We start from the raw sequence: 22,760 nt of genomic DNA, 5'->3' as shown, positions 1-22,760 counted from the left end.
CTCCGGCTTTTTTCCTGGTTGTCTTCGAGTTTGGTCGTTTGGAATGAATTTTCGCGGTTTGTTAAAATCAATTAATTTCAATTGGTTAACTTGTTATTCAAACTATCGTCTAATTTCCTTTGTTTCAGCGCTGCGCTAATTTGCTGGGCACCCTAGGAAATCCCGGTAATTTCTCACTTCTAAGAGTGTGATCTGATTCATACTTTTGCAAAGCTGTAGTATAATGCGGCCGGAAATACGGGTTGAGCCTGCTTGACTGTGAGCTTCAGAATTGAAGACGTGCAGTTTCGCTGTTAGAACGCCAAACAAAGAGGAATGTTGCCGTGCTAGAAGCATATCGTAAACACGTCGCAGAACGTGCTGCAGAGGGCGTAGTCCCTAAGCCACTAGATGCCCATCAAGTGGCCGAATTAGTCGAATTAGTAAAGAATCCACCTGCGGGTGAAGAGGAGTTTATCCTCGACCTGCTCGAGAACAGAATTCCACCGGGTGTTGACGAAGCGGCCTATGTGAAAGCCGGTTTCCTCGATGCGGTTGCTAAAGGTGAGGCAACATCTCCTATCCTGTCTGCGACGCGCGCCGTCGAGCTACTGGGAACCATGCAGGGCGGTTACAACATCGAGCCCCTGATCGCTCAGCTCGACGATGACGCTCAGGCGCCATTGGCGGTTAAGGCACTGTCAAATACCCTGCTGATGTTCGATGCCTACCACGATGTGGTCGAGAAGATGCAAGCGGGCAACGCCCACGCTAAGCAAGTGGTTGAGTCTTGGGCCAACGCCGAGTGGTTCCTGAACCGCCCTAAGCTGGCTGAAAAAGTGACTCTCACTGTATTCAAGGTTACAGGTGAAACCAACACAGACGATCTGTCACCAGCACCGGACGCCTGGTCTCGTCCAGATATCCCGCTGCACGCCCTGGCGATGCTGAAAAACGCACGCGACGGCATAGTGCCAGATGAAGCGGGCGTGAAAGGCCCAATCCAAGAGATCGAAGCCCTGAAACAGAAGGGTCATCCACTGGTTTATGTGGGCGACGTTGTGGGTACAGGTTCTTCACGTAAGTCTGCGACCAACTCTGTGCTTTGGTTCATGGGCGATGACATCCCATTTGTACCTAACAAGCGTGCCGGTGGTTTCTGTCTAGGCGGCAAGATAGCCCCTATCTTCTTCAACACCATGGAAGATGCCGGTGCACTGCCAATCGAGCTAGACGTGAGCAAGATGAACATGGGCGATGTGATCGACATCTACCCATACGAAGGCGTGGTTAAGCTACACGGCACTGACGAAGTGATCTCTGAGTTCAAGCTCAAGACTGAGGTGCTGCTTGACGAAGTACGTGCCGGTGGCCGTATTCCGCTGATCATCGGTCGTGGTCTGACCGATCGCGCTCGTGAGACCTTAGGTCTGCCTGCCTCTGATGTATTCGTGCGTCCACAAGATGTAGCCGATTCTGGCAAGGGTTTCACCCTGGCGCAGAAGATGGTGGGTAAGGCATGTGGCGTTACCGGTGTGCGTCCTGGCCAATACTGCGAGCCTAAGATGACCTCTGTGGGGTCACAAGACACCACGGGTCCAATGACCCGTGACGAGTTGAAAGACTTGGCATGTCTTGGCTTCAGTGCCGACCTGACCATGCAGTCATTCTGTCACACGGCAGCTTATCCTAAGCCTGTAGACGTGAACACTCACCATACGCTACCTGATTTCATCATGAACCGTGGCGGTGTATCGCTGCGTCCTGGTGACGGTGTTATCCACTCTTGGTTAAACCGTATGCTGCTGCCTGATACCGTAGGTACGGGCGGTGACTCTCATACTCGTTTCCCAATCGGTATCTCTTTCCCTGCGGGTTCTGGTCTGGTGGCTTTCGCCGCTGCGACTGGTGTGATGCCACTGGATATGCCTGAGTCTATATTGGTTCGCTTCAAGGGCGAGATGCAGCCTGGTATCACGCTACGTGACCTGGTACATGCTATTCCGCACAAGGCGATCGAGATGGGTCTGCTGACCGTTGAGAAGAAGGGCAAGATCAACGCCTTCTCTGGTCGCATCCTGGAGATCGAGGGTCTTGAGAAGCTGAAGGTTGAACAGGCATTCGAACTGTCTGATGCGTCGGCCGAGCGTAGTGCCGCCGGTTGTACCATCAAGCTGGACAAAGAGCCTATCATCGAATACCTCAATTCTAACATAGTGATGTTGAAGTGGATGATCGCCGAAGGTTACGGTGACCGTCGTACCATCGAGCGTCGTATCGCCGCGATGGAAGAGTGGTTGGCTAACCCTGAGCTGATGGAAGCAGACAGCGATGCAGAATACGCCGAAGTGATCGAGATCGATCTGAACGAGATCAAAGAGCCTATTCTGTGTGCGCCAAACGATCCAGATGATGCCGTGCTCCTGTCTCAGGTGAAAGGCACCCAGATCGACGAGGTGTTCGTTGGTTCTTGTATGACTAACATCGGCCACTTCCGTGCTACCGGTAAGATGCTGGACAAGTTCGCCAAGACGCTACCAACCCGTCTGTGGATCGCACCGCCAACTAAGATGGACCGTGATCAGCTGACGGAAGAAGGTTACTACGCCATCTTCGGTCGTGTCGGTGCGCGCATCGAGATCCCTGGTTGTTCTCTGTGTATGGGTAACCAGGCACGTGTTGCCGAAGGCGCGACCGTAGTGTCTACCTCTACCCGTAACTTCCCGAACCGTCTGGGTACAGGTGCCAACGTCTACCTGGCATCTGCTGAGCTGGCCGCGGTAGCCTCGCTCTTAGGTCGTCTGCCAAGCGTTGAAGAGTATCAAGAGTATGCGAAAGAGATCGATGCGACTGCAGCCGATACTTACCGTTACCTGAACTTCGACCAGATCGATTCATACACACAAAAAGCGGGCGAAGTGATCTTCCAGTCTGCCGTGTAATCAGGATTGATAACGCAAAAAGGCCAGCTGATTAGCTGGCCTTTTTTGTGTCTGCTCTTTCACTTAGGGAAAATGTGCTTACCGACTGTGCTTGTCGATTAGGAGTACTTGCTGTGCAGCACTTCCAGTAGTTGATCTTCTAGTTGGAAGCGTGTCTCCATGGCGTCGCCTAAAGAGGAGAGATCTTTGTCCAGCTGATAGAGGATCTTATCGTCGCTGGCACTGGTGTACTTGTCGTTGAAGTCTAGGGCGAGATCTGTGGTTTCGCTGATCTTAGGCACTATGGTCTGCGCCAGCGTCTGACTGGATTCACCGTTTTTCTCGCAGGCGGTAACCACGCGATCATAGACCTCGAAGTGGCCTTCGGAGACATAATCGACCAGGAGATCACAGAACTCTTTTACCGATTTGAAGGCGGGAAGCGACTGATCCATCGCCTCATAGGGCGGTAGCCCGGCGATTTGGCAGTAGTTAATCAGTAGCTTACGACGGTGGTTTAGCCATTGATCAATCAGTGTATTGGCGCCACCCCATTTCTGTTCGGCCCGTTCCAATTGCTTTAGCATGATGATCCCCATCGCAAGTTATTCTATGACTTCTAATGTAGGTGAGAACTACTGCTTTGATCAACCATTTTTTAGTCGAACGAGACGATCTTTCAGCTGGTCGAATCTGCTTGTTTTGTATACAAAATGACGGGGGAGGCGCTGGTAAGAGAGGCGGAAATAAAATGCCCAGCGATAGAAATCTATCGCTGGGCGAGTAAAGTTTTTGCGGGCTCGATGCGACGAGCTTCTTGATTGTTCTTGCTAGCGCAGACTTTTTATACCAAAGGCAAAGAGGGGGTGCAACTTTTTTCTAACGAATTGCGGGTTGAGGCAGGCAATTTGCGGCACAGGCGAAACCTTGGGTGAAGGGGGCGTCGGGGTAACAAAATAATCAAGCGGTGTTTGTCACATAAATGCGCCGATGGAGGTTACTTTACTCGCGTAAATGCTAAACTACTGTCCCAGCGAAAAATCAATAAGCGTAGGAATAGAGCCTTATGGCAGAACTAAAAAATGATCGTTATTTACGTGCCTTACTAAAACAGCCTGTTGATGTGACTCCTGTGTGGATGATGCGTCAGGCGGGTCGTTACCTTCCTGAATATAAAGCAACCCGCGCACAAGCCGGCGACTTCATGTCACTGTGCCGCAATGCCGAGTTGGCTTGTGAGGTGACGTTGCAACCGCTTCGTCGTTACGATCTCGATGCTGCGATCTTATTCTCTGATATTTTGACCGTGCCTGATGCCATGGGCCTGGGTCTCTATTTCGAAACCGGTGAGGGTCCTCGTTTCGAGCGTCCAACCGATACGCTAGATGCCATCAAGAAGCTGGCGGTGCCGGATCCAGAAGATGAGCTTGGCTATGTGATGAATGCCGTTAGCACCATTCGTCGCGAATTGAAGGGCGAAGTGCCACTGATCGGCTTCTCTGGTTCACCTTGGACGCTGGCGACCTATATGGTCGAGGGCGGCTCGAGCAAGACCTTCGAAAAGATCAAGAAGATGGCCTATGCTGAGCCTGCGGCACTACACATGCTGCTAGACAAGTTGGCCGATTCTGTGACTCTGTACCTGAACGCTCAGGTAGCGAACGGTGCTCAGTCGTTGATGATTTTCGATTCATGGGGTGGTGCGCTGTCGCACACCGCTTACCGTGAGTTCTCGCTGCGCTATATGCAGAAGATCGTCGACGGTCTGACTCGTCATGCGGACGGTCGTCAAGTGCCTGTGACCCTATTTACTAAGGGCGGCGGACTCTGGTTAGAAGCCATGGCCGAGACTGGCTGTGATGCACTGGGTCTTGACTGGACTGTGGATATTGCCGATGCGCGTCGTCGCGTAGGCCACAAGGTTGCCCTGCAGGGTAACATGGATCCATCTATGCTTTACGCCTCGCCAGAGCGCATCCATGAAGAGGTGCGTCAGATCCTGGCCGGTTACGGCGAAGGTTCGGGCCATGTGTTCAACCTGGGTCATGGTATTCACCAGCATGTGGATCCAGAGCATGCGGGCGCCTTTATCAAGTCGGTTCACGAACTGTCGGCGCAATACCATAAGTAAGAGGCAGTAACCTCTAAGCTAGCCAGTCGGGGTAACTCGACTGGCTTTTTTTTGCCTGTGATTCCTGGTTAATGCTGTCCTTACTACCTATTAAAAAATCGAATAGTAACTAATGTGTATTATCGGAGAACATCTGCTAACCTGAAATTAGTCAGAAAAACAAGGATTTCGATATGAAAAAGTTTATAGCAATCAGTGTGATATGTTTCGCGGTCTTCTTGGGTCTGCTCAACGGCATTCACCATATCTATGTTGCTAATGCAGACACCATGGCGGGCCAATATATGGTTGCCGCGCTGGTGGTGGTCATGTGGGCCAGCCTCTTCGCCTCGCTGGCTAGCCTGGCGTATCCCTTCCTTCGTCGCCATCTGGTGATCTCCCCGCAATAACTCCCGCCTCATCGATATCGGGGCAGTGCGATCATGAATCGGCTGCCCCGGTCGGTTGCACTTTGCACCTCGATACGACAGCCGAGTCTGGCCAATAGCTGCCTGACGATCGCCAGGCCGACCCCCAACTGGGGTAGGGCCTCGCCCTGGCAATAGTAGAGTGCTGGTTGGCTCGGGCTAGGCGCCTGCTGCAGGGCGGCAATGGCCTCTGGCTGCATGCCGCTGCCCGAGTCCTGGATCACCAGATAAGATCCCGAGGCCAGCCGCTGGGGATAGACGGCTATCTCGCCGCCAGGCGGTGTGTGGCGTAGGGCGTTGTCCAGCAGGTTGTTGAGCACCCGCCCCATCAGCTGGGGATCGGTATACAGGTATTCATCTTCATCGCCTCGATGGATTCTGAGGCTGACCTCTGTTTGTTTCGCCTTGGGGGTGAAGGTTTGGGTGAGTTCATCGAGAATCGACTGCAGCGAGACGCGGCGCATGTTTGCCTTGAACTGGCCGTTCTCCAGCGCCGCCAATTCGAGCATCTGTGCCAGCAATCGCTGTAGCCTCTGCCCCGAGGCTGCTGCGTACTGCAGCAGGCTGTCGTCGCGTTCATCGACCGGGCTCACCAGCCAGGTATCCAGGTATCCCAGCAGTGTGGTGAGCGGCGTCTTGAGATCGTGGGACAGGTGCAGCAGGAACTCCTGCTTGGCGGCCTGCTGCGCCGTCACCTGACGTTGTTTCTGCGCCACCTCTTGCAGCAAATGATTGATCTGCCCATTGAGCTGAGCCATCTCCTGGCTGCGACTCGGCGCCAGTGGCAGGGTGAGGGGCTGGTCTATCGGCTGGTGTTCCAGTTCGCCGAGAGCCTGGGTGAGGCGGTTGAGCGGCCGCGTCAGGTAGCGCAGCAGCAGGGCAAACAAGATCAGGGTAAACAGGGCCCAGCTCCCTAGGGCGACGCCCCAGCGTTCGGGCAGGTCTTTGGCCTGAATAAGTGACTGCCAACTATCGAAGGCCTCGCCGCCGATGATCACATAGAGATAGCCATTGAGGGCTCCACCCGGAGCTTTAAGTGGGCTGGCAGAGAAGATCTTCTGTTGGCTATCGCTCCTGGGATCTGTACCTAGGATAGGCAGGGGCTCGCCTCCCAAGAAGGCTCGAATCTTAGCAGTGTCCACCCTGTGGGTCCTTATCTGCTGCTCCTTGGCGTCGAAGGCGATCACCTTTCCCTGAGGGTCTAGGGTGTAGATCTCAAAGCTGGGGCCCAGCAGCATGAGATCGTGAAAGGCTTCCTTGAGGGCGGCATCTGAGGTGATCCCCTGGGACAGTAGCGGGTTGATCTCGGTCATGTGGGTCGCCAGCTCCCTGTGCAGGGATTGCTGTACTAGGCGTTGACTGTGTTGCTGACTCAGGCTAAACCACTGCCAGAAACCGATAAACAACAGCAGGACACAGGCGCTGGCAAGCAGCAGGATGCGGCCGAACAGGCTATTGACCATGGCTAGTGCGCCGCCGGTGGGGCGAACTTATAGCCCACCCCCCATACCGTCTGCACCAGCTCATTGCTGGTGGGGCTGCTGGCCAGCTTGGCCCTGAGGCGATTGATGTGGCTGTTGACCGTGTGCTCGTAGCCTGCGTAGGAGTAACCCCATACGGCCTCCAGCAGTTGCATGCGGCTGAACACCTGGCGCGGATGCTGGGCCAGGTAGTAGAGGAGATCGAACTCCCTGGCGGTGAGGGCAAGGGGTTGGTTGGCGGCGGTGACCTCCCGCGTCTTGCTGTCGATCACCAGTTCGTCGAAGGTGAGGGCATACTGGTCGCTGGCCTGCTGGGCGGAGCGTCTGAGCAGCGCCTTGACCCTGGCCCTGAGTTCCAACACGCTGAAGGGTTTGACCAAGTAGTCGTCGGCGCCAGACTCCAGGCCGAGGACGATATCCGCCTCGCTGTCTCTGGCGGTGATCATCATACAGGGCAGGCACTTGCCCTCCTGACGGAGTTGCTGGCACAGGGTCAGGCCGTCGCCGTCGCTGAGCATGCGATCCAGCAGTAGGAGATCGAAGTGCTTAGTCTGCATCTGTTGTCTGGCCTGGGTCAGGCTAGTTACCTGTGTCACCTCATGTTGCAAGGACTCAAGGTTCAGGCGTATCAGTCTGGCGAGGTCTGGCTCATCTTCGACTAGCAAGATGCGCCGCCTTTCATCTAGCGTCCTGTCGCTGTTTATCACAGACATAGCAAACTCCCTCTAGTTGGCCTACATCCAGTAGACCCAGCCCAGAGGGAATTTATTTCGTCAAAGGTGAATATTCGCTATCTATCAGCGGGTACGCTGTATGGTCACCTTGAGTACTGGGTTGTCGAATCTGTGGCTCGCCATGAGGACAGAGTCGTTGAGGCCATCTTCTTGGCCGATCACCCCTGGGTGAAGATGTACACGATCCACATCATCACGGCTGCCATTAAAGCCTTCGCCGCCATCTGCAGGCCCTGGGATAGAGCCCTTGAGCTCGCTGTTGGCTTCTGTGCCAGCATCATAGGCGGGCGTGTAGAAGCTCTGGGTCTGATCCACTGCCATCTGGCTGATATCTATTTCGTCCAGGCCGCTAAAGGCGTCGTTGGTGTTGACCAGCATGGTCAGCAGTGACAGGGAGGCAGTTGCCTCCTCGGTTTGGGTCAGGGTCAGGCTTTCACTCGCCCCGGGAGGGAGTATGCCTGCGCCGCTCACCACCAGGTTGACGCCGTCCATCTCGGCGCTATAGCCCGACTGATCGCCGCCCTCGGCCAGTTGCTCCAGCGCCAGGCTGGCAGGCTCGCCGCTTTGCCAGGCATGGTAACCATTGGAGGTTGCCAACAGGGCCAGAGGAGACATAGGTTGGTTCGCCGTCAGGTTGGTCACCGTCAGGGTAAAGCTGCGCTCCACGGGCGGAGTTGGCGGCTCGGGCATATTGGCATCGTGGTCGTTGTCCGAGCAGGCGCTGAGTATTAGTCCCGCGCTGAGTGCCATCGCCGACAGGGGGAGGCTGGTCTTGAACTGTTGCCATTTCATCATAACCTCCTACTTAACAGTGACTGTGACGCGGGCGACCGGATTGAGCCAGCGATGTACCCGGCTGTCGAGATCGCTCATGCCGCCAGCCGGATCTGTGTCACCAAGGATGCCGGGGTGGATATGCACCTTGTCGTTGGGGCTGGTATCGGCCACGCCGCTAGCATTGTTGCCGCCATCACCGCCCGGTGCCGCGGGGATCCCCGGTACGCCAGGCATGCCGCCGCCATTGATGATCTCATCGTTGGCCTCAGTACCGGCGTCATAGGCGTTCAGGTTCAGGGTATAGGTGCCGGGCGTGGTCGGGATCTCCCAGCCGTCCAGGCCGATGAAGGCGTCGTTGGTGGGCAGTATCATGGCGACCAGTGACATATGGGTCATCGCCTGAGAGTCTAGGCTAATGCCAGTGACATTTTGCCCTGGGACCATCAGGCCGCCTGCGGGATTAGACTGGGTGACCCCATTGGCTGCATCGACCATGGCGGCGAGATCCGCGATGTCGCCGCCCTCTGCCATCTTTTGCAGTGCGCTGGTGGCAGGTTCGCCCGCCTGGAACAGATGCATCTGTGCATCATGGGCGGCGATGAGGACAGGGGTAAAATGGTTGCCATGGGTGAGGTTGCTGACGCTGATGGTAAGCTCGGCCGCGCCGATTGGTGTGGCAACTAAGCCAGCTAGAATTAGGCTGGCGCTGATTTTGCGTAGGGTCATGGGGTTCTCCTGATTGACATGATCGAATCCTAGCTTCAAGCATGGCTTTCGGAGATCACCTAAGTATCGCCAAATTATCACAAAAGATTCACAACTCACGCTTGGCGGTGAACTGGCTCCCAATTTGACCCAAGAGTTATGCCTCAATCGCCAATACCTGCGCTAAGTCAATGCAGCGGTGATTAGCCGAAGGCAGGCTATTGGCTAGTTTTGCAACGGGCAGTCACCAGGCGGTTTAAACCCTAGGGTAAATAGGGTATTTTCCTCGCCGATTCGAATACTTCCCCTAAAAGCGACCCTAGTAGGATGGCTCTGAGACAAGATGCGCATTAGCAAGAAAATCCTGGTTTTTGTGGCCGGCTTCTGCCTACCCGCCATCATGGCCACCTCCTACGGGTTAAATGCCTGGTACGAGTTGCGCCTGAGCGATCTTAGTCAGGACGTTGAGCAGCGGGCGCTGCAGAATATTGCCCAGCATCTTGAGGAAGATCTCCGGCAGTTCGAGCTGTTTGCCCAGCTCTATGGGGTTCCCATGGTGCTATTACCCGCAGAGCAGCGCCAGACACTGTCGGTGACCTGGCACGCCATGGCCCTGTCGAGTCATGCCAGCCTCTACTCCATCCAAGCCGATGGCATCATCTCCTTTACCGATCCCAGTCCGGAAACCCAAGGGCTGGATCTCGACTCCTTACGTTCTGAGTTACTAGCGCTAGAGGGAAGCCGCACAGGTTTTCTGCTGCAGGACAAGCAAGGTTATCTGGCCTGCGTGATCCCTCTCTCCGATAACAGGCGCCTGTTGATGGTCAGACGGGTCGACAACCGGTTATTTGAACATTATCAGGCCCATGCTTCGCTGGCGGAGCTGAGACTCGCCGCCACCGCGCCTAACTTGTTAGGTCTGCCCTCAAAGGAGCGTGTGACCCTGGAGGTGCCCAGCCTGCTTGGTGACCATTCGCTGCTACTGGATATCGCGCTCACGCAGCAGAAGAGCCTGCAGCAGAGTGGCCCGGCGACCCTGGTCTATCTTATCGGTGGCATCAGTCTGTTACTCCTGTTGCTGGGCTACCTCTGGTTGCGCCATGGGGTGGTCGATCCCCTCAAGCAGCTATTGCGTCAGCTCTCCCTGGTGGATCCGACGGCGAAGACCTATCAGCCGATTCGTGCCAAGGGCACCTCGGAATTTATGGTGATCTCCGAACAGGTCAATAGCCTGCTGGCGCGTATCTTTCAGCAGAAGGAGCGCTCCAAGATCACCCTGGAGGCGATTGCCGAGGCGGTGATCCTCACCGACAGCTGGGCCAAGGTTATCTATCTCAATCCCCAGGCGGAGCGGCTGCTCAAGGTGAAGGCAGAGTCTGCGGTGGGGATGAACCTGGACAAGGTGTTTCGCAGCGAGCCCGAGCTGAATCAGTCGCTGTTTGCCTTCATGGCGAGCGGCACGCCGACGCCCATGCTGAGCAAGGTTAAGTTTACCAGCCATACCCCTAGGCTGATGGAGCGTAGCATCAGCAACCTCAAGGGGCCGAACAACAAGATCATCGGCACTGTGATAGTGCTGCGGGACATCACCCAGGAGGAGCTGCTCAAGCATCAGCTTAGACGCAGGGCGAACTTTGATAATGTTACGGGTTTGCTCAATCGCTGCGCCTTCGAGGAGCGTGTTCAGGCCTTTGCCGAGGACGCCCAAACTCTGGCGATCTGCTATTTCGACCTAGAGCAGTTTAAGTTGATCAACGACTCCTGCGGTCACAACGCCGGCGATGCCATGTTGAAGATGGTGGCTAAGGCGATTCAAGCTAGCCTAGAGGGGCAGGGCTTGTTGGCCCGCCTGGGTGGTGATGAGTTTGGCCTGGCGCTGAAAGACTTAGAGGTGGTGGCGCTGGCTCAGCAGGTGAAACAGATCATCAATGCCGTCGGTAAACAGGTGATGGAGCATCACGGCTGTCATTATCATGTGGGGATCAGCGCCGGGGTGGCACTGGCCAGAGCGCCATACATCAATGCGCTGGAGCTGCTCAAAGATGCCGATATCGCCTGTATCGCCGCCAAGCGCAAGGGCAGCAATCAGGTGCATTTCTATGATGATAAGGACAAGGAACTCACCTATCAGCGCAACGCCCCCAAATGGGCGGTGCGTATCGCCCAGGCGATAGAACACAACGAGCTGCTGCTCTACTATCAGCCAATCAAGGCGCTGGGGCTACAGGGCAAGCAGCGCATGGAAGTGCTGCTGAGGATCCAGGAACCCTGTGGGCGTATCCTGGCTCCGGCGCAGTTTATCGCTGCGGCGGAACGCTTCAAGCTGATGACAGATGTGGATAAAGAGGTGATACGTAAGACCTTCCTCTGGCTTTCCCTGCACGAGGAGCTGTGGGCGGATCATTGCCTGTCTATCAACCTCTCGGCCAACAGCCTGGGGGCCGAGGGCATGGTGGATTATATCATCGCCCAGCTAAAACGATTCGCCATCCCCAGTCAGTGTATCTGTTTTGAGATCACCGAGACCAGTGCGATTCAGAATCGTAACCGGGCGATGGAGATGCTCAATCAGTTGAAAAAGCAGGGCTTCTCCTTCGCCTTGGACGACTTCGGCACCGGGTTCGCCTCCTACGGTTATCTGCGGGAGTTGCCGGTGAACTATGTGAAGATCGACGGCTGCTTCATCAAGTCCCTGGCCAGCAACGCCAAGGACTATGCCATCGTCAAATCGATACACGACGTCTGCCGCGTGATGGGCATAGAGACGGTGGCTGAGTTCGTGGAAAACCAGGAGATCATCGAGCGCCTTGAGTCGATCGGTATCAACTATGCCCAGGGCTATGCCATCGGCCGTCCCAAGAGCCTGGATCAATACCTCAGCGCGCCGACCGACAATGTGCATCGGCTGATGGCCTAGTTCTAATGCCGTATAGCCTGGTCGCCTGGCCTTAAGGCTTGTACTTTGGACTTAAGTGTGTGAATTTGGACACTATCCATTCATTCACACCTTAGGTTTTCGATGCAAGCTTTAGCCGGTAAGGTCGTTATCATCACGGGCGCCTCCGAGGGCATAGGCCGCGCCTTGGCCAAGGCGATGGCGCCCCTGGGTTGTCGTCTGGTACTCACCGCCCGCAGTCAGGGGCGACTGCACTCCTTGGAGCAGGAGCTCTCATCCATCGCCAGCGTGCCGCCCTTAGTGATCCCCGCCGATGTGACAGACGCCACCGCCTGCCAAGGCCTCATCGATGCCTGCGTGGCTCACTTTGGTCGCCTGGATATTCTGGTCAACAATGCCGGCATGACCATGTGGTCGCGCTTCGATGATCTTGAAGATCTCTCCATTCTCGAACGTGTGATGCAGGTTAACTACCTGGCTCCGGCCATGCTGACCCATTTTGCCCTGCCGCATCTTAAGGCCAGTCGCGGGCAGATAGTGGTGGTGGCCTCGGTGGCGGGCCTAACCGGCGTGCCCACCCGCAGTGGTTACAGCGCCTCTAAGCATGCCGTGATGGGTTTCTTCGACTCGCTGCGTATCGAGCTGGTGGAGCACGATGTGGCCGTTACTCATATCTGTCCCGACTTCGTGGTGTCTGAGATCCATAAACGCGCCTTGGATGGCCAGGGGAATCCTCTCGGTAAGAGTCCGATGCAGGAGGCTAAGATCATCACTGCCGAGCAGTGCGCCCAGATGATGCTGCCGGCTATTGCCGGGCGTAAGCGACTGCTTATTACCTCAACGCGTGGCCGCTTGGGCCGCTGGTTTAAGCTTATCGCTCCAAGCCTGATTGACAAGATCGCCCGCAAGGCGATCGCCTCAGGGCATTGATTGTCCTAACTAAAGCCCGTTGCTAGCGAGCAGGGAGAGAATGCCTGATAAAAAGCCCAGTGAAAACTGGGCTTTTTAGTCTAATGAGCTAAGGGGAGCTTACTCCTTGGTGATATCCAGGTTAATCAGCCACCAGGCTCTGGCCTCAATGTCACCCGCCTCGACCACGTCGCCACTGCGATATGGCTTGGCAAAATGAGTCACCACAATCGGTTTGATGGTTTGGAAACGTCCCGGGTTGACGAACCAGGCGTTGTAAGGATCCTCTTCATTCATGCTGACTGTGACCTCAGAGCTGACCGGCTGGCTTAAGCCTGGGCAGGTGTAGCGGCTTTTGGAGGCAATCGGATAGGCTACTCGGCTACCATCGCTACACAGGCTGGTGTTTTGCAGCCTGAGGGTGATGAAGGTGCAGCCCTTGTAATTGTCAGGGTCGGTACATACCTGTGTCACCATAGTGGTGTAGCCGCCTCTCAGTTCATCGTCCTCATCCTTACTGAGCGCATCACCACGCCCGCCGATGGCGGTGAAGTAGGAGACGTCCCCGGCGCCAACCTCTGCCGGCGAGACCATCTGCAGCTCGCTACCATCGAAGGTCAGGCTGGCTTCTTCGCCAAGGCCTGGCTCGATATCCCTGAGGAACAGCTTGTAGTTCAGGCTGGCACTCTGATAGTTGTTGCCGCCATCGTCGGTGACTATGATATCGAAGTAGTCGTTATCGCCTGAACGCGGATAGGCGTGCAGGGTGAGTTCGCCCGTCGAGGTGAGCTCGGCATACTCGGGTGATACTTGGAGGCCGAAGGCATAGGTGAGGTTACCAAAGGCGTTGGTAAACTCTGGTGGTAACACCTTGCGATCCGGGTAGTAGACCACTGATTGAGTGATCTCATCCAGGCTGAGGCCGGGGTGAGCAGCCTTGGCTATGCTAACGTTGAAGTCGCGTCGGGTACGTTCATAGTTACGGCTCTGCTCGATCACAGTAACCTCGGCGATGCCCGCCGCCTTCACTGTCATCTCACCTGTCGTCTCGTTCAGGCTAATCACCTTGCTGGATGCAGTATCCGCATAGTAGCTGAGCTCACTGTCGATTCCGCGACCGCTGATACCAGGGACATTTAGGCTGGCACCAGGGCTATACACACTGCTGACCAAAGCGCTAGAGAGTGCCAGTTCTGGGTTTTCGCTACCCTTGTCGATCACTACATTCAGCTCGGCCTTTTGCGACAGGTGACCGGCATCGCCGCTGTCTGTCACTATGTAGGTGACGCTGCCCGTGTTCTTGACCGTCAGCGTCTTATTGGCCAGGTCGACACTGACCACATCACTCTGACCGCTATGTAGCTTCATACTCAGGTTGCCGATGGCACCCGACATAGGGATTTCGATGGTCTTGCCCGGCGCGTATTGGCTGCGCACGGACGATATCTGCAGGCTACCGTATAGCGGCGCCACATCGACGAAGAAACGGCTGCTGGCGGGGTGGTAGAAGTCGTTGCCGGCATCGGTTGCGGTGATCCAGCCGCGCCCTGCACCGACAATGGTGATCGCCTTGGTATCGGCATCCTGGCTGAAGACGCCGTCGCCGCCATTCTCTACCTGATAGCTTACCTGGCCCTGATTGTTGCTAGGCTGGGGGGTGAAGAGGGCGTTAGCGGCATAGTCCACACGGCTATTTTCCACCACGAACAAGTTGTTGTCTTGTTTGGTTATGGTGACGCTAAATTGCTGCTCTTGAGCCGTCCACAGTTCGCCGCCATCGTCTTTAACGATCACCTCGACCGTGCCGGGTTTGAGCACCTGCATTTGGCCGGTTGTCGCATCCAGTGTAACCACATCGGTGGCGCTGGTGGGAGCTAGACTATAGCTCAGGCTGCCATTGGCACCGACGATCTGTGGCGTCAGGGTTTGATTAGCCTGATATTGGGTGTCCAGGCTGATTGCCTGCAGTGAACTGGCGATCATGGCCTCGACCTTGACCTTAAAGGTGCGGCTGGCGTTCAGGTAGTTATCGTTACCCGTATCTGTTACCTCAACCTCTGTCTCACCTACGCCCTGGAAATTAAACTCTCCCTGCTCGGCATCTGTGATGCTGATGATATCCTCGGCTGCACCCGCCTTGATAGCGAAATGCAGTGTGCCCTGGACGCCAGTGACATCGAAGCTAGCCGTCTTATCGGCGTCGAAACGTGTGGTCACATCGCTCGCCTTTAAGGCAAGGTTCTGCGCCTTGTCGATCTGAACGCTAAAGCGTTGAACTGGCACCTGAGTATGGTTGGCCGGCGCGACTTGTTGCACCTCAACCTGGGTCTCACCTGCACCAAGTATGTTCATCGCCCCAGTGGTGGGATGCACCTGAACCACCTGAGTATTGGCGCCCGCGGCCAGCTGGTAGTGGACCTCACTGGTGGGCATGCCGCTATAGACTGGCAGTAGCTTACCGCCAAAGATCAGTGGCTTGCCTGCGATATTCTGATAGGTGGCAAAGGCGGTCTCGGCCGGAGCAATGTTTATGTTGAACTCACGGGTATCTGCCTCGAAGTTACGGCCACCATCGTCCTTGGCCAGCAGCTTCACGCTGCCGCTGCCTAGCACGTTGATCTTACCCTGAGCATCGATCGCTACTACGTTAGCAGGCTGATCCTCGGCCAGCGTCAGGCTGAGGGTGCCTTTGACACCGCTGATGCTTGGGGACAGCTGGGCGCCGGCAACATAGCTCTGACTGATATCATTGGTCAGTAGCGGTGAACGGGCGGCCTTACTGATGCTGATGCTAAAGCGTTGGCTGGCCGATTTAGTCTGGCTGTTGCCGCTATCTGTGGCGACAAGTTCTGTAGTGCCGGCATTTAGGATAGAGAGATACTGCTTGTCGGCAGAGATCTTGACCACATCGGTCGGGGCGCCATCAACCAATTGATAGCTGATGCTGCCTAACTTGCCCGTGATGGCGGGGCTGAGACGCTGATCTGGTGCATAGGCTTGTACTAAAGCCTGAATTTGAATGCCAGGGTGCGCTTGTTTTTCGGGTTGCGGTGCAGGACTGTCCGAGTCGCCTCCGCCGCAAGCGGTGAGTAAAAGGGTGAATAACAGGGGTAAGTATCTCATTAAGCCTCCAGCTTAAAAAACAGAGGCGGCGAGTATACATATGTGAATAATCTGCTGCAATACGAGGGTAAAATATTGAATTATGCTAATATTGTGGTTTTTATTGTAGATAAATAATGTATTCAGGCTATTTCTAATACATGATTCGAAAGTAGCGCTTAACTTATTGAGTCGTATAAAAAAGCACCTAATACCCTTGTAGAGTATAGGTGCTTTTATGCGATTTTATTGCATGAAAACTGAGCGTGATCCAGATCTCAACTTCTCATGAATATCCCTTTGTGGGTATTAGGCCTGCTCGCCTTCCCGGGCGATAGCGCGATAGGCGATATCGGTACGGAAATAGACGTCATCCCAGTGGATCTCGTTGACCAACTGATAGGCACATTGCTGCGCCTGGGTCACATTTTCACCCAGTGCTGTGGCGCACAGTACGCGGCCGCCATTGGTGACCACATGGTCATCCTTCATGCTGGTGCCCGCGTGGAATACCTTGGCATCATCGCCGCCCAGGTTCAGTCCCTGAATCACATCGTGCTTGCGATAGGCATCTGGGTAGCCACCGGCGGCCATCACCACACCCACGGCGGCGCGGCTGTCGAACTCGGCGCTCACCTTGTCCAGCTCGCCACGGGTGGCGGCCAGGCAGAGCTCGACCAGATCTGACTTGAGACGCATCATGATTGGCTGGGTCTCTGGGTCGCCGAAACGGCAGTTATATTCCAGTACCTTGGCGCTGCCATCTGGCGCGATCATCAGGCCGGCATAGAGGAAACCTGTGTAGACATTGCCCTCGGCGGCCATGCCATCTACGGTTGGACGAATGACGTTTTCCACTGTCCAGTCATGAACTTCTTGTGTTACCACAGGTGCTGGAGAGTAGGCACCCATGCCGCCTGTGTTCGGGCCGTTGTCGCCATTGTCTCTGGCCTTATGGTCCTGGCTGCTGGCCATGGCCAGAATGTTTTTGCCGTCGACCATGACGATGAAGCTGGCTTCTTCGCCCTTGAGGAACTCCTCGATCACTACGCGAGAACCCGCCTCGCCAAACTTGTTACCGGCCAGCATATCTTCGATAGCCGCATCGGCCTCGGTCTGATCCTGGGCGATGATCACCCCTTTACCCGCCGCCAGGCCGTCGGCCTTGATGACGATAGGGAAGCCAGTGTTGGCAGTGACTTCTGTGACATAAGCCTTGGCTGGCTCGATCTCGGTGAAGTTCGAATAGGCTGCGGTCGGAATATTGTGGCGAGCCAGGAAGTCCTTGGTGAACGCCTTAGAAGACTCTAGCTGCGCCGCACCTTGGGTCGGGCCGAAGATAGGCAGCTTGGCCTCGTTGAAAGCATCGACCACGCCTAGGGATAGCGGCACTTCAGGGCCGACGATAGTCAGCTCGATCGCCTGCTCCTTGGCGAAGCTTACCAGCTCAGAGATGGCTTCGACGGCAATCGAAACGTTCTCAAGCTTAGGCTCCAGCGCTGTGCCGGCGTTGCCCGGCGCCACGAAGACTTTCTCGACCAACGGCGATTTGGCGGCCTTCCAGGCCAGGGCGTGCTCGCGTCCGCCGCTACCTATTACTAATACGTTCATGCTATATCCTTAAAACGGCGCCCGGGCTTGTGACCCAGGCGCGAAAGCAAATTAATGACGGAAGTGGCGCATGCCGGTGAAGACCATGGCCATGCCATGCTCGTCGGCCGCTGCGATGATCTCTTCATCGCGAATCGAACCGCCCGGCTGGATGATGCAGCTGATACCGGCGGCTGCGGCCGCGTCTATACCATCGCGGAAGGGGAAGAAGGCATCGGATGCCATGACAGAACCTACGACTTCCAGATTCTCATCGGCGGCCTTGATACCTGCCACCTTGGCGCTGTAGACGCGGCTCATCTGGCCCGCACCCACGCCGATTGTCATGCTGTCTTTGGCGTAGACGATGGCGTTAGACTTAACGAACTTGGCCACCTTCCAGCAGAACATGAGGTCTTTCATCTCGGCTTCGGTAGGCTGACGCTTGGTCACCACCTTGATGTCGCTCATCTCGACCATGCCTTGGTCTCTGTCTTGGAGCAGCAGGCCGCCGTTGACGCGCTTGTAGTCCAGGCTGCGGGTCTTGGTGGTCCATTGACCACACTCCAACAGACGCACGTTAGCCTTGGCCGCCACTACGTCGCGTGCCGCCTGGCTGACGACTGGCGCGATGATCACCTCGACAAACTGACGCTCGACGATGGCGCTGGCGGTCTCGGCATCCAACTCACCGTTGAAGGCGATGATGCCGCCGAAGGCTGAGGTTGGGTCGGTTTGGTAGGCACGGTTGTAGGCCTCGAGCAGGTCCTTGCCGATGGCAACACCACAAGGGTTGGCGTGCTTGACGATAACACAGGCCGGCTCGCTGAACTCTTTGACGCATTCCAGCGCCGCATCGGTATCGGCGATGTTGTTGTAAGACAGTGCCTTACCTTGTAGCTGAGTCGCGCTGGCAACCGAGGCTTCGTCGATATTGAGGTCCACATAGAAGGCGGCGTTCTGGTGGCTGTTCTCGCCGTAACGCAGATCTTGCTTCTTCACCAACTGAGTGTTGTAGGTGCGTGGGAACTTGGAATCCTGGTGGCATTCGTCCTGGCTGTGCGCCGGTACCCCATTCACCGCGTGCGGTGGCACTTGGGTGCCGAAGTAGTTGGCGATCATGCCATCATAGGCGGCCGTGTGTTCGAAGGCGGCGATAGCCAGATCGAAACGTGTCTCCAGCGTGGTGCTGCCCTGGTTGGCCTGCATCTCTTGGATCACGCGATCGTAGTCTTTGGCGTTAACAATAATGGTGGTGTCTTTGTGGTTCTTAGCGGTAGAGCGCACCATGGTTGGACCGCCGATGTCGATGTTTTCCACGGCGTCGGCCAGGGTGCAGCCTTCTTTGGCCACAGTTTCGGCAAATGGGTAGAGGTTAACGGCAACCAGATCGATAGGCTTAATGGCGTTCTGTTCCATCACGATCTCATCGATACCGCGACGGCCGAGGATGCCGCCGTGCACTTTAGGGTGCAGGGTCTTTACGCGGCCGTCCATGATCTCAGGATGGCCCGTGTAGTCAGAGACCTCAATGACAGGCACACCGTTGTCTGCTAGCAGACGGGCGGTGCCGCCGGTAGATAGCAGTTCAACACCTTGAGCGTGCAGGGCTTGTGCAAACTCCAGGATTCCGGTTTTATCAGAAACGCTTAACAGCGCGCGACGAATAGGTCTGGCATTATTCATTTTAGGTACAGGGTCCAGTGGTTATTTTAAGGATCTTTCGGAAAGCAGAACAGTTAGCACTTGCTAACCATAGGCGTATTGCTTTCCAAAAGCCCCTCAAAACTGTGTACTCCCATCGCGGCGCGCATATTTTAACGTAAAACTGTGTGCCATGCCGTTTTTTTCTGTGCGATTTCACAATACGCCATAGCGAACAAGCAACAGATTAGGATTTACGGCAGAATAACCCTTGACCTTAGATTTAACTCTAAGGTTTATACTGGCACTATCGCAATGAACAAAGGCTCCGTGGAGGCAATATGTATCGTATTGGAGAGTTAGCCAAGCAGTGTGAGGTCAAGGCCGATACTCTGCGTTTCTATGAGAAACATGGCCTGTTGTCACCGTCGATGCGCAGCGACTCGGGTTATCGCCTCTACAGCGAACAAGACGCCGAAAGGCTGCGCTTCATCCTGCGGGCCAAGGCGGTGGGCTTTACCCTGTCGGAGATCACCGAGCTGCTATCTATCGATCTGGACAAGTCCAACTGGGCCTGCGCCGATGTGAAGGGGATGGTGGATATCAAGCTGGCCAATGTGGAAGAGAAGATCGCCGAGCTGAATCATTTTCGCGTTTCTCTGCAGCGGCTATCCGATGCCTGCTGCGGCGGGCCGGAAAGCGCCGAGCACTGCTCCATCCTGGAGGCGCTCGAGTCCAACGTCGAGGTGAAGTGTGAGAACCACAGCCATGATCACGGCGAAACCGAATATAAAACCAGTTGTAAGCTAAAGGGTTAACCTATGTTGTTATCTAATTTTATCGATCTCTTTCTCGATTCCGCGCCCTGGCTGTTGTTGGGTCTGGTGCTTGCCGGTATGTTGAAGATGTTTGTGCCCATGACCTGGATGCAGAAGCAGCTGGGCGGTCATGGGGTGAAGACCACTATCAAGGCCGCCGTATTAGGCGCGCCCCTGCCACTCTGCTCCTGCGGCGTGATCCCTGCCGCAGTCGGTCTGCGCCGCTCGGGTGCCTCAAAGGCGGCAACTACCTCATTTCTGGTGTCGACCCCTGAGACGGGCATCGACTCGGTGAGCGTCTCCTATGTGCTGCTCGGCCCCTTCATGGCGGTTGTCAGGCCCATAGCCGCTGTCACCAGCGCCATAGTCGCCGGCCTGTTGGTGGGGCGTGATGATGACGAAGCCAAGACAGAGGAAGTGGCACAATCGGCCACTTCTAAGCAAAACGGGGCGGACAAGGCTGAGGCGAGCAGCTGCTGTAGCAGTAAGGCTGCCGAAAAGCCTGATGAGAGGTCGCTCGATAAGGCTGAGTCATCGAGCTGCTGCGGCGATAAGCCCAGTGCACCTGTGCGCATGACGGCGGATGCCTCTCCCATGATGATGCGCCCTTTGAGTCCTGATGCCGTGGTTAAGCCAGAAGCTTTGGTTAAACCAGAGACGGTTAAACCAGAGGCGGTTAAGCCCGCAAGCGGTTCATGTTGTGCGAGCAAGGCGGTCCCCGAGCCGAAGCCGGTCAGCTCATGTTGTAGCAGCAAGCAAGAGATGAAGGCGGCTAGCTCGTGCTGTTCGACGAGTGCTAAAGCGGAAGATCAGAGTGCTAGCCAAGGTGAGAGCTGCTGTGAGTCCACCAAAGATGTGGCCAGCGAACTCAAGGGCACCTCGGTACTGGCGCGCATGGGCAAGGGCCTGCACTATGCGGCGACAGACCTGGTACGTGACACCACCATCTGGCTGCTGATCGGTCTCTTCTTTGCGGCCCTGGTGCAGACTTATGTGCCGGGGGATTTCATGGCCAAGTGGGGCGATGGCATCTTGGCTATGCTGGTGATGGTGCTTATCTCTGTTCCCATGTATATCTGCGCCACGGCATCTACACCGATTGCGGCGGGTCTGTTGCTGGCCGGAGTATCGCCGGGTGCCGTGCTGGTCTTCATGTTGGCGGGTCCGGCGACCAATATCGCTACCCTAGGGGTGGTGACCAAGGAGCTGGGTAAGCGCGCCCTCTATGGCTATCTGGGTGGCGTCTTGGGGGTGGCCTTGGTATCGGGCGTCTTGGTGAACTACCTGGTGGCGACCTTTGGGTTCGAGGTGATGCCACAGGTGGGTGAGCAGCATAACCTGTTGCCCTCTGTGGTGGTGAATGCCTCGGGGATCATACTGGCGATACTGATGCTCAAGGTCTTGCTGGCCAAGCTACCGAAGAACTGGTGGCGCCGGGATTGCTGCTCTTAAGAGCCAGCTTCAACCAATAAAAAAGGCACTCAATAGAGTGCCTTTTTACTGTCTGTGTTGTGAGTTATTTCACAAGCCGGAAGATAGGCAAGGACCGCTTAAGTCGCAGGGGCTTCGGCTGCGTTGAAGTCACGCTCTGTGGTGGTGCCTTGAGTGACGGTCACGTCCTGCTCATCCACATGAATGAAGAAAGGCGCATCGACGTCATCTGCGCCGTTAGCCACTTCTGGATCGTCATTCTGTGCCAGACAGGTATAGCCCAGGCTGTAGTTGGCGCCGGCAACGAAGCCAAACTCATACTCGTAACCAATAACGGTTTCTGTCTCGTCGGTGACAGGGTTAACACGTGCAGAGGCGATAGGCGCCATCTGTGGCTCGACAACGTCTGCTTCTGGGCGGAAGTCCAGCATGTTCTCCAGCGCAGTTGCCGTTGGGTACAGGTAGACGGCTGGGCTGAACTCTGAACCACCGGCGGCAGCTTCACAGTCTGCCATCACGCTGGCGTCGACCATACCGTGAATGGCACCCACTTCTGCGTTGTTGACCAGTTGTACCGAGGTAGGCTTAAGGGTCCAGTAGTCCTTGTTGCCGTGGGGAGCCTGTAGGCCTTGAGAGAGGTTAAATTCGGCGACGAAGTTGTTTACGCCCGCCGCGATAGTGAAGGCCTTGTTGAAGAAGAGACGGCCTGTGCCTTCCTCTTCGGCGCCCTCGCCGCCACAGCTGCCGTTGCTGTTGGTGACCAGACCCGCGTCCATGTCATCCATGGTCTTTACGTAAGAGCTGTTGGTGTCGGCCACTTCGCTGTTTTGCATATAGATACACATCTGGTATTCGCCGACAGGAATAGACTGACCGCTTACCAGGGTCTCAACCTCTTGGCCTTGTACCGTCAGTAGGTCGACGTGTTTTAATTCGCCGTCCTCTGAGACGTCGAATGACAGGGAGCCATCGCTGCCTTTCAGTACCACCTGTTTGAAGGCGATGTTCACCACTTTGGCATCGGCAGGGTTATCCGATACTCCCAGGCTGAAGACACCCGTTTGTGGTGTTTCAGACTTGTCGTCGCTGCCACCACAGGCGGCGAGTAGGCTGGTGAGTGCTATGGCGATAATCGATTTTGAATACTTCATAGGTTACCTGTTCATCATGTTGGTTAATCAATGGTGCCAAGCTCGCGATGCCCTAAGGGGAGGCAGCGAGTCTCGGCGTGGTTG

Annotated in this window: 16 protein-coding genes; 7 read left to right on the top strand and 9 right to left on the bottom strand. The window is 55.7% G+C overall.

Annotation, left to right across the window (positions count from 1 at the left end):
- Positions 1–323 precede the first annotated feature (323 nt).
- A complete protein-coding gene (gene acnB, locus GNT65_RS04305; RefSeq protein ID WP_160793871.1) occupies positions 324–2,921 on the top strand; it encodes a bifunctional aconitate hydratase 2/2-methylisocitrate dehydratase in 2,598 nt (865 codons plus the stop codon).
- 98 nt (positions 2,922–3,019) lie between these two features.
- Here acnB and rsd read toward each other — a convergent pair whose 3' ends face one another.
- Positions 3,020–3,487: a sigma D regulator gene (gene rsd, locus GNT65_RS04300; protein ID WP_181006147.1), complete on the bottom strand. Its 468-nt coding sequence runs from the start codon at positions 3,485–3,487 to the stop codon at positions 3,020–3,022.
- A gap of 479 nt (positions 3,488–3,966) precedes the next feature.
- Here rsd and hemE point away from each other — a divergent pair, with 479 nt between their 5' ends.
- On the top strand, positions 3,967–5,031 hold the full coding sequence (gene hemE / locus GNT65_RS04295; protein WP_041509832.1) for a uroporphyrinogen decarboxylase: 1,065 nt from the start codon (positions 3,967–3,969) through the stop codon (positions 5,029–5,031).
- 173 nt (positions 5,032–5,204) lie between these two features.
- Positions 5,205–5,420, top strand: coding sequence for a hypothetical protein (locus GNT65_RS04290; protein WP_160793869.1), 216 nt, complete (start codon positions 5,205–5,207; stop codon positions 5,418–5,420).
- An 8-nt stretch (positions 5,421–5,428) separates the two neighbouring features.
- Here the strand turns inward: GNT65_RS04290 and GNT65_RS04285 are convergent, their stop codons facing one another.
- The 4 genes from GNT65_RS04285 to GNT65_RS04270 form a co-directional block, all read right to left on the bottom strand.
- On the bottom strand, positions 5,429–6,901 hold the full coding sequence (locus GNT65_RS04285; RefSeq protein WP_160793868.1) for a sensor histidine kinase: 1,473 nt from the start codon (positions 6,899–6,901) through the stop codon (positions 5,429–5,431).
- A gap of 2 nt (positions 6,902–6,903) precedes the next feature.
- Positions 6,904–7,632, bottom strand: coding sequence for a response regulator transcription factor (locus GNT65_RS04280; RefSeq protein ID WP_160793867.1), 729 nt, complete (start codon positions 7,630–7,632; stop codon positions 6,904–6,906).
- A gap of 84 nt (positions 7,633–7,716) precedes the next feature.
- A complete protein-coding gene (locus tag GNT65_RS04275; protein WP_420853493.1) occupies positions 7,717–8,448 on the bottom strand; it encodes a spondin domain-containing protein in 732 nt (243 codons plus the stop codon).
- A 6-nt stretch (positions 8,449–8,454) separates the two neighbouring features.
- On the bottom strand, positions 8,455–9,156 hold the full coding sequence (locus GNT65_RS04270; protein WP_160793866.1) for a spondin domain-containing protein: 702 nt from the start codon (positions 9,154–9,156) through the stop codon (positions 8,455–8,457).
- Between the two features lie 322 nt (positions 9,157–9,478).
- Between GNT65_RS04270 and GNT65_RS04265 the strand changes: the two genes are divergently transcribed.
- The gene (locus GNT65_RS04265; RefSeq protein ID WP_160793865.1) at positions 9,479–12,052 is read left to right on the top strand and encodes a sensor domain-containing protein; all 2,574 of its coding nucleotides are present in this window, start codon (positions 9,479–9,481) and stop codon (positions 12,050–12,052) included.
- A 102-nt stretch (positions 12,053–12,154) separates the two neighbouring features.
- Entirely contained in the window at positions 12,155–12,961 is an 807-nt protein-coding gene (locus GNT65_RS04260) for an SDR family oxidoreductase (protein WP_160793864.1), read from the top strand.
- Between the two features lie 99 nt (positions 12,962–13,060).
- On the opposite strand, the gene GNT65_RS04255 is transcribed toward GNT65_RS04260, so the two are convergent.
- The 3 genes from GNT65_RS04255 to purH form a co-directional block, all read right to left on the bottom strand.
- Positions 13,061–16,063 (bottom strand): hypothetical protein, encoded by a 3,003-nt coding sequence (locus tag GNT65_RS04255; RefSeq protein ID WP_160793863.1) that lies wholly within the window; start codon positions 16,061–16,063, stop codon positions 13,061–13,063.
- A 288-nt stretch (positions 16,064–16,351) separates the two neighbouring features.
- Complete coding sequence (gene purD / locus GNT65_RS04250) at positions 16,352–17,653, bottom strand: phosphoribosylamine--glycine ligase (RefSeq protein ID WP_160793862.1); 1,302 nt, start codon at positions 17,651–17,653, stop codon at positions 16,352–16,354.
- A gap of 51 nt (positions 17,654–17,704) precedes the next feature.
- The gene (gene purH, locus GNT65_RS04245) at positions 17,705–19,318 is read right to left on the bottom strand and encodes a bifunctional phosphoribosylaminoimidazolecarboxamide formyltransferase/IMP cyclohydrolase (protein WP_160793861.1); all 1,614 of its coding nucleotides are present in this window, start codon (positions 19,316–19,318) and stop codon (positions 17,705–17,707) included.
- A 299-nt stretch (positions 19,319–19,617) separates the two neighbouring features.
- On the opposite strand from purH, the gene zntR reads away from it, so the two are divergent.
- Together zntR and GNT65_RS04235 are read left to right on the top strand one after the other, a co-directional pair.
- Positions 19,618–20,094 carry a Zn(2+)-responsive transcriptional regulator gene (gene zntR / locus GNT65_RS04240; RefSeq protein ID WP_160793860.1) on the top strand — a complete coding sequence of 159 codons (477 nt, stop codon included), beginning with the start codon at positions 19,618–19,620 and terminating at the stop codon, positions 20,092–20,094.
- A gap of 3 nt (positions 20,095–20,097) precedes the next feature.
- Positions 20,098–21,546 carry an SO_0444 family Cu/Zn efflux transporter gene (locus tag GNT65_RS04235; RefSeq protein WP_160793859.1) on the top strand — a complete coding sequence of 483 codons (1,449 nt, stop codon included), beginning with the start codon at positions 20,098–20,100 and terminating at the stop codon, positions 21,544–21,546.
- 98 nt (positions 21,547–21,644) lie between these two features.
- Here GNT65_RS04235 and GNT65_RS04230 read toward each other — a convergent pair whose 3' ends face one another.
- Complete coding sequence (locus GNT65_RS04230; RefSeq protein ID WP_160793858.1) at positions 21,645–22,676, bottom strand: DUF4382 domain-containing protein; 1,032 nt, start codon at positions 22,674–22,676, stop codon at positions 21,645–21,647.
- Positions 22,677–22,760 lie beyond the last annotated feature (84 nt).

The sequence above is a fragment of the Shewanella insulae genome, assembly GCF_009831655.1.
GTDB lineage: Bacteria > Pseudomonadota > Gammaproteobacteria > Enterobacterales > Shewanellaceae > Shewanella > Shewanella insulae.
The sequence above is the reverse complement of the archived record's forward strand: the minus strand, read 5'-3'. Positions and strand labels throughout refer to the sequence as shown.

Bases quoted from the DNA above. Each gene is read 5' to 3' on its own strand.
- rsd (WP_181006147.1), bottom strand. From the start codon at position 3,487: ATGCTAAAGCAATTGGAACGGGCCGAACAGAAATGGGGTGGCGCCAAT.
- hemE (WP_041509832.1), top strand. From the start codon at position 3,967: ATGGCAGAACTAAAAAATGATCGTTATTTACGTGCCTTACTAAAACAG.
- GNT65_RS04290 (WP_160793869.1), top strand. From the start codon at position 5,205: ATGAAAAAGTTTATAGCAATCAGTGTGATATGTTTCGCGGTCTTCTTG.
- GNT65_RS04285 (WP_160793868.1), bottom strand. From the start codon at position 6,901: ATGGTCAATAGCCTGTTCGGCCGCATCCTGCTGCTTGCCAGCGCCTGT.
- GNT65_RS04280 (WP_160793867.1), bottom strand. From the start codon at position 7,632: ATGTCTGTGATAAACAGCGACAGGACGCTAGATGAAAGGCGGCGCATC.
- GNT65_RS04275 (WP_420853493.1), bottom strand. From the start codon at position 8,448: ATGATGAAATGGCAACAGTTCAAGACCAGCCTCCCCCTGTCGGCGATG.
- GNT65_RS04270 (WP_160793866.1), bottom strand. From the start codon at position 9,156: ATGACCCTACGCAAAATCAGCGCCAGCCTAATTCTAGCTGGCTTAGTT.
- GNT65_RS04265 (WP_160793865.1), top strand. From the start codon at position 9,479: ATGCGCATTAGCAAGAAAATCCTGGTTTTTGTGGCCGGCTTCTGCCTA.
- GNT65_RS04260 (WP_160793864.1), top strand. From the start codon at position 12,155: ATGCAAGCTTTAGCCGGTAAGGTCGTTATCATCACGGGCGCCTCCGAG.
- GNT65_RS04255 (WP_160793863.1), bottom strand. From the start codon at position 16,063: ATGAGATACTTACCCCTGTTATTCACCCTTTTACTCACCGCTTGCGGC.
- purD (WP_160793862.1), bottom strand. From the start codon at position 17,653: ATGAACGTATTAGTAATAGGTAGCGGCGGACGCGAGCACGCCCTGGCC.
- purH (WP_160793861.1), bottom strand. From the start codon at position 19,318: ATGAATAATGCCAGACCTATTCGTCGCGCGCTGTTAAGCGTTTCTGAT.
- zntR (WP_160793860.1), top strand. From the start codon at position 19,618: ATGTATCGTATTGGAGAGTTAGCCAAGCAGTGTGAGGTCAAGGCCGAT.
- GNT65_RS04235 (WP_160793859.1), top strand. From the start codon at position 20,098: ATGTTGTTATCTAATTTTATCGATCTCTTTCTCGATTCCGCGCCCTGG.
- GNT65_RS04230 (WP_160793858.1), bottom strand. From the start codon at position 22,676: ATGAAGTATTCAAAATCGATTATCGCCATAGCACTCACCAGCCTACTC.